We start from the raw sequence: 6983 nt of genomic DNA on the forward strand, positions 1-6983 counted from the left end.
GTCCCTCTTTTATTTTGAACTTTAGCCGATCGCTGCGAAGTAGTTCTTAGACTTCACGGGGTCGGGGTTCATGGTAGCATCACCAGGTTTCCAGCCTGCGGGGCAAACCTCATCGGGGTGAGACTGGACATACTGGATTGCCTGTAATGTGCGCAGGGTTTCATCCACGTTGCGACCGAAAGCCAGGTTGTTGATGGTGGCATGCTGGATGATGCCATCTTTGTCGATGATGAACAGACCCCGCAGGGCAATGCCTTCTTCAGGAACGAGCACATTGTAAGCAGCGCTGATTTCCTTCTTGATGTCAGCCACCAGGGGATAGTTCAGATCGCCGACACCACCCGACTTACGATCGGTTTGAATCCAGGCCAGATGGGAGAAGACGCTATCCACTGAAACACCGAGGATCTCGGTATTCAGCTTTTTGAATTCTTCATAGCGATCGCTGAACGCAGTGATTTCAGTTGGACAAACAAAGGTAAAGTCCAGGGGGTAGAAGAACAGCACAACATACTTACCCCGGTAATCGGACAACTTGATTTCCTTGAATTCTTGATCGATCACTGCGGTTGCGGTGAAGTCGGGAGCTTGTTGACCAACACGCAGCCAATCTTGTGAAGTGTAGCCCATGAACTTATACTCCTGAGTAATCTTTTCTCTACTGCGTCGCCAGGTATAACGAACTGTTAAGACTTTATCATACTCGTTATGATTTTGAGTAAAGGTAAGCCAGGATCAGGGGCTGAGCATGAGGTAGCATGGCTGAATTGGATGCGCGCGAGTGGTTGCTGACGAATGGTTTGGGGAGCTTTGCCTGTGGCACTGTTTGTGATGCTCGCACCCGCACCTATCATGGTTGGCTCATTGCCGCCCTTGACCCCCCCGATCGACGCACGTTGTTATTGTCGCATTTGGAGGCCAGTCTCGAATTAGGAGGAGAGGTTTTTGCGTTAGGAACCAACTTTTGGGTAGACGATAGTGTTTCGCCTCGGGGCTATCGTTTTCTCCAATCTTTTGAGATTAGCCCTGTGCCAACCTGGGTCTGGAGCCAGGGGGACTGGAACCTGACCCGGCAGATTCTCATGCCCTATGGCTTGGAAGCACTGCAGACGGATGCTCCGGATGCCTGGGCACTGACGACCCTGCCTGCTTCCTCCCTCGGGTTTACGAATCGCGTCCTGATTCAGTATCGCTATTGTGGAAGGTGTGCGGCTCTGCTGCGATTGCGTATCCTGATGGGCGATCGCAGTTTCCATCAGCAACAAAAAGTAGAGCCTGATCTCCATTTCTCTCAGGTTGTTAGCGATCGGCAAATGATCCTGCAGGCGATTGCTCCCGATCGGATTGGCACTCCCTGGCATCTTACCTGGACCCTGGGAGAGTATCAGCCTGATGGCCTTTGGTATTGGAACTACTATTACCCGGAAGAGAATCGCCGGGGATTAGGGGATTACGAAGATCTGTACAGTCCTGGGTATTTGACGCTGACCCTGGAACCTGAAATGACCCTGACCCTGGAAGCCAGGGTGGGATTACCTCATCATTCCTCTTCTCCCTTAAATGACCAGACGTTTCAGCAGGCGTTACAAACAGAGGAACAACGGCTGAGAGCCTGCTATAGAGCTTTGCCAAAAGCGAAGCAGACAGAGCTGTGGCCCCTGCTAAGGGCTGGGGACCAATTCATGGCTTATCGGGCTTCGACGAATAGTCCCACAATGATGGCTGGCTATCCCTGGTTTAGCGACTGGGGCCGGAACACCCTGATTGCCTTGCCCGGTTTGACCCTGGCCACCCATCGCTTTGCTCTGGCTAAAGGATTGCTGCAAACTTTCAGCCGTTACGGAGATCAGGGTTTGATTCCCAATAGCCTGCCCAGTCATCAGACATTGCCGTTCTACAATGGTCTGGATACGGTTCTGTGGTGGATAGAAGCTCTGGGGTTGTATCTGGAAGCCACACAGGACTGGGCGTTCCTGGTGCAGCAGTATCCGATCGTGCAGCGGATTTATAAGAGTTTGACGGCAGGAACGCGCTATAACATTCGGGTCGATGCGGCAGATGGTCTGTTGACCTGGAATGATCCGGACGTTGCCCTGACGTGGATGGATACGATCGTTGAGCAACAACCGATCACGCCCCGTCGGGGTAAACCAATAGAAATTAACGCCCTCTGGTACTCGGCGCTCTGTTGGGTGGGGCAGTGGGCTGATCATTTAAGTCAGACTGCAACTGAAACGGAGATTAATCCAACTGCCCTGGCCAATCAGTCCCGTCGTTATGCTCAGCATGCTCAACAGGTCAGACGCTCTTTGGGTAAATTCTGGAATCCGGATCGGGGTTATTTTTATGACACGATCGCGCCGGATGATAATCCCGATCCCACGATCCGTCCTAATGCGGTGATTGCCCTTTCCCTGCATCATTGTGGCTTTCCGGTTGAGCAGGCGCGGCTGGTGTTGCAGGTAGCCCGAGATCGACTCCTGACGGATTATGGTCTACGCAGTCTCGACCCCAGCAATCCGGCCTATGTCGGAACCTATGCTGGTGATCTCTATCAGCGCGATCGGGCTTATCACCAGGGCACGGTCTGGAGCTGGTTACTGGGGCCGTTTGGTCGTGCCTGGAACCGATTTTATGGCCAGCCTTTGCCTTTTGACTGGCAGCCATTGTTCGATCATTTGAATCAGCAGGGTTGCCTGGGGTCTATTTCAGAAATTTTTGACGGAGACTTCCCCCATACTCCCCAGGGAGCGATCGCCCAGGCTTGGTCTGTGGCTGAAATCATGCGCTGTCTGCTGGAACTGCAGGAAGAGGCTGGGCACCCTCCCTGATTCTCGTCTAACCTGGACGTAGAAACCTGATTATCCCTTTTTTTCTATGCCTACCTATACTGGCATTTCCAGTGAAGCCTTTCGCCATCCCCTCGATCGGCAGGCTGAGCAAGCCCTCCGTAGTGTTCCAGGGTTTGATCTGGCGGCCCGCAAGTTCATGGAATTTATTTACGAACGCCCCCGTAATGTCTTTCTGATGGGGAACAGTATTGAAGTGGGTCCCCGCCAGTATGCCAACCTATATCAACTATTTCGCGAATGTGTGCGGGATTTGGATATTTTTCCAGAGCCGGTCCTGTTTGTGTCGCAAGATCCCAGTGCCAATGCTTTTGCAATGGGGCAGGAAAAGCCCTGTCTGGTGCTAAATACAGGGCTGATGGATCTGCTGACCGAGGCTGAATTGCGATCGGTCCTGGCCCATGAACTGGGCCATATCAAATGTGGCCATACCACCCTGAAGCAGATGGGGATCTGGGCGATTAACCTGATTTTTGGACTAGCTGGCATGACCTTTGGCCTGACCAGTCTGATTTCGACGGGATTAATCATGGCGTTTTATGAGTGGCTGCGAAAAGCAGAACTTTCTGCCGATCGGGCAGCTCTGCTGGTGATGGATGATCTCAACCCTGTGTTGTATACCCTGATGAAAATGGCTGGTGGCAGTGCCCGTCACGGTCATGAACTCAGTCTGGATGAGTTTATTCGGCAATCCCAGCGCTATCAGGAACTGGATCAGGATGGGCTCAATCAGGTTTATAAATTCCTCCTGTACAACAATATCTCCTCCCAGGTTTTCATTTCTCACCCCTTCACGGTTGAGCGGGTCACCTATCTGCAGGATTGGGCTAACTCCGAGGATTATCGTCAGATTCGAGCCGGGAACTATCGTCGATCAGAGGCTGAGGGTGCAGTCAATGTTCCGGTGGATGAAACCCCGGCAACAGGGGGTGAGGTGGATACCCTGCGGCGTCAGATTGAGGAACTGCAGCAGCAAATCGATCGCATCCGGCGCAATCAGTGACCTGTGTGGCAACGCAAATTAACCTGATAGGAGCGAAGATACAGGGTTGCTGCATCGATGGGCAGGGGTTTGCTGAAGAAGTAGCCCTGAACGCCGGTGCAGCCGACCTTGCAGAGGGCCATCATCTGTTCCTGGGTTTCTACCCCTTCCGCCATCACCTGTAGATTTAGCCCCTGTCCCAGACTAACGACAGCTCGCACGATCGCAGCATCGCAGGTGTTAGAGGCCAGATCGCGCACAAAAGAGCGATCGATTTTTAAGGTATTCAGCGGGAAGCGCTTCAGGGAACTGAGGGAGGAATAGCCTGTCCCGAAGTCATCGATCGCGACATGGATGCCCATATCCCGTAGCTGTTGCAGAATGGCTATCGTGAAATCCACATCCTGCACCGCAACGCTTTCCGTGATTTCAATCTCCAGATCTTCTGGATTCAGGCCAGTTTCTTCCAGAATCTGGGTAATTGTTTTAACCAGATTCTTTTGCTGAAATTGACGACCGGAAATGTTTACGGCTACTCTCAAGCGAGGTAAACCCGCCATCTGCCAGGCCTGATTTTGCTGGCAAGCCGATCTCAGCACCCACTCTCCGATCGGGCAGATCAACCCCGTTTCTTCAGCCAGGGGAATGAACTGGCTGGGGGGGACCAGCCCCAGTTCGGGATGTTGCCAGCGGATTAAGGCTTCCATGCTGATCACCTCGCCTGTATTCAGATCCAATTGGGGCTGATAATGCAGAATGAGTTCTTCCCGTTCCAGGGCCTTCCGCAGATTGTTTTCCAGCACCAACTGTTCCAGGGCCGTTCCATTCATTGCTGATGTATAGAGCTGGTAATTGTTCTTGCCCTGCTGCTTGGCCCGGTACATGGCGGTGTCTGCATTCTTGAGCAGAGTCTCCACATCTTCTCCGTCGTAAGGAGCCAGTGCAATGCCAATACTGGCAGTGACGTAAAATTCATGGTCCTCAAACCAGAATGTCTGGCTGAGCGCATGGAGAATCCGGCGGGCGATATGGGTGGCATCTTCCGGAGAAGTGATCTGGGGTAAAAGCAAGGTGAATTCATCCCCACCCCAACGGGCAATAAAATCCCCTTCCCGCAGACAACCCCGGAGCCGATCGGTCACGCTCTGGAGTAATTGATCTCCCATGGCGTGTCCCAGGGTGTCATTAATGGTTTTGAACCGGTCCAGATCCAGGAAGAGAACAGCCAGGACTTCGTTCTGTCGGTGGGCGTTGATCAGTTCCAGGGAGAGACGATCGTTCAAGAACAGACGGTTTGGCAACCCGGTTAACTGGTCATGGGAGGCCTGATGACGGATCATGGCCTCAACGCGCCGTTGCATTACGGACATGTAGATGTGAATCCCCAGGGCATGGGCTAATTTCACATCATCCTGAGTCCATGTCTGGGCCTGACCTTTTTTAATCTCCCGCCAAGCAGCAAAAGAAGCACGGGGGCGTCCGTTGCGCTCGTCAAGATTGTCCCGTCCAGCCCAGAGGGTTTCAGTTTCGATTTCATGACGGAATACGGTCAAGTAGCCTACACATTGCTGATGATATTGCAGAGCAACAATTAATACAGAGCGAATTTGAGTGGCCTGAAAGGTCGGAGCCAGAAGGTGAAATCGCTCATCCTGATAAAGGTTGGAGATGGAGTAAAGGTAGGGGAGGCTGAGGGGTTTACTGGCAAAGAAGCTGGGCTGACCCACCTGGGCTCGCATGATTGTTTGGGCAATATCCCAGGCTTTCACATCTCCTAAAAGCGGGTTGGATGCTCGTTCAGACCCCTGGGAATGCATTAATTGCTCCCAACTGGCATCTTCTTCAAGCCAGGGAATTTCGGGTTGCTCTCCACAGGTGTAGAGTTGGGCGGGCTGACCGATCGAATCGGCATGGATATAAAGCCTGCCTCCAGATCCATCCAGGGCTAGAACGGTTTCCTCTAAAACGCTCTGGTGAATCTCCGCCATATTCAGAGGAGAGTGGAGGAGACTGCTGATGCGATTAAGGGTGGCCTCGTATTCAGCCAACTGACGGGCCTGTTCCAGCAGATTGGATTGGGCGATCGCAATAGAGATCTGATCAACCAGAAGTTGTGCAAGTTGTAGCTCTTGCTCTGAAAAAGTGCGCCGTTGTGAGTGGTGGGACACCAGTAATCCCCAGAGCTGGCGCTGGTGCAAAATCGGAATGGCCAGGGACGATCGCACCCCCATATTTGAGAGATATTCTAAGTGGCAGGGGTCCGCGATCGCATGGCGAATATCCGCCGTAGGCAGATTTTTTCCGGTTTGGGTGCAATCCAGATTGCTGACCGTCTTTTGCTGATGCACCACATCCACAATCACCCGCTGGCGGGCTTTAATAAACATCTCCCGGCTGGGTTCAGGAATATCCCCTGCCGGGAAGTTCAGTCCTAGCAAGGAAGGCAGCGCATTTCCCTCGATCGCTTCGGCGATGACTTCCCCACTGCCATCTGGGCTGAAGCGGTATATTTTGACCCGGTCCGTATCTAAAAAAGCTCGAATTTCAAGTACGGCTGTAGACAGGATCTCTTCTAATTCTAGGGACTGACGAATGCGATTTGTAATTCGATTCAACAGACTTTCTTGTCTGGAAATATTTCCGACAATGGTTTTATATTTCCTGTCTGGCATTGCCATCCTCGCTCAATTAAACAGTGATTCATAGAGTGCATCCCACTTTTGCGATGAGTATAAGTGCTTAGAGCTGTGTTTGAAAGAGCGCGCTAAACTTTGAGCATTCCTGCTTTGGTCAACCACGCTTATGGACCCTGAGAAAAAAGCCCAAATTCAAGCCCACGCCCGTGCCCTTGCCGCCTTGCTATACGAGGAAACCGACCCGGAGCAAGTGAAAACATTGGCAGGGATTGAGGCAGCAGTGAGAGGGCATCTGCTGGAACACGTCGGTCCAGAGATCGGGGATTTTTTATTGCAACAAGCAGCGGCACCACGAGTGGACGAAAGCGCAGGCTCGATAGTATCATCGGACGACTGCGCTTGAGTGAGAAGCAGGCACAAATTCTGGAGGTGAAAGCCTACACGCGCTGGAGTCCTTACCTGGAGCAGTGTTGTTTATTGGTGAGTGCCAATGAGTCGTACGAACGAGCAGCGGAA

At 52.3% G+C, this 6983-nt stretch carries 4 protein-coding genes and 1 pseudogene; 3 read left to right on the forward strand and 2 right to left on the reverse strand.

The genetic code is table 11. The features are described 5' to 3' along the window. Positions 1–21: 21 nt before the first annotated feature. Positions 22–630: a peroxiredoxin gene (locus BST81_RS02770; protein WP_075597018.1), complete on the reverse strand. Its 609-nt coding sequence runs from the start codon at positions 628–630 to the stop codon at positions 22–24. Positions 631–758: 128 nt separating this feature from the next. Here BST81_RS02770 and BST81_RS02775 point away from each other — a divergent pair, with 128 nt between their 5' ends. Further along, positions 759–2831, forward strand: coding sequence for an amylo-alpha-1,6-glucosidase (locus tag BST81_RS02775; RefSeq protein WP_075597019.1), 2073 nt, complete (start codon positions 759–761; stop codon positions 2829–2831). 46 nt (positions 2832–2877) lie between these two features. Then, the gene (locus tag BST81_RS02780) at positions 2878–3852 is read left to right on the forward strand and encodes a M48 family metallopeptidase (protein ID WP_075597020.1); all 975 of its coding nucleotides are present in this window, start codon (positions 2878–2880) and stop codon (positions 3850–3852) included. On the opposite strand, the gene BST81_RS02785 is transcribed toward BST81_RS02780, so the two are convergent. Next, the gene (locus BST81_RS02785; RefSeq protein WP_075597021.1) at positions 3846–6503 is read right to left on the reverse strand and encodes an EAL domain-containing protein; all 2658 of its coding nucleotides are present in this window, start codon (positions 6501–6503) and stop codon (positions 3846–3848) included. The two genes, BST81_RS02780 and BST81_RS02785, sit on opposite strands and share 7 nt — an antisense overlap. A gap of 130 nt (positions 6504–6633) precedes the next feature. Here BST81_RS02785 and BST81_RS02790 point away from each other — a divergent pair. Next, positions 6634–6983: pseudogene (locus BST81_RS02790) on the forward strand (ISKra4 family transposase); the annotation flags it as partial.

The organism is Leptolyngbya sp. 'hensonii' (assembly GCF_001939115.1).
GTDB lineage: Bacteria > Cyanobacteriota > Cyanobacteriia.

Bases quoted from the DNA above. Each gene is read 5' to 3' on its own strand.
- BST81_RS02770 (WP_075597018.1), bottom strand. From the start codon at position 630: ATGGGCTACACTTCACAAGATTGGCTGCGTGTTGGTCAACAAGCTCCC.
- BST81_RS02775 (WP_075597019.1), top strand. From the start codon at position 759: ATGGCTGAATTGGATGCGCGCGAGTGGTTGCTGACGAATGGTTTGGGG.
- BST81_RS02780 (WP_075597020.1), top strand. From the start codon at position 2,878: ATGCCTACCTATACTGGCATTTCCAGTGAAGCCTTTCGCCATCCCCTC.
- BST81_RS02785 (WP_075597021.1), bottom strand. From the start codon at position 6,503: ATGCCAGACAGGAAATATAAAACCATTGTCGGAAATATTTCCAGACAA.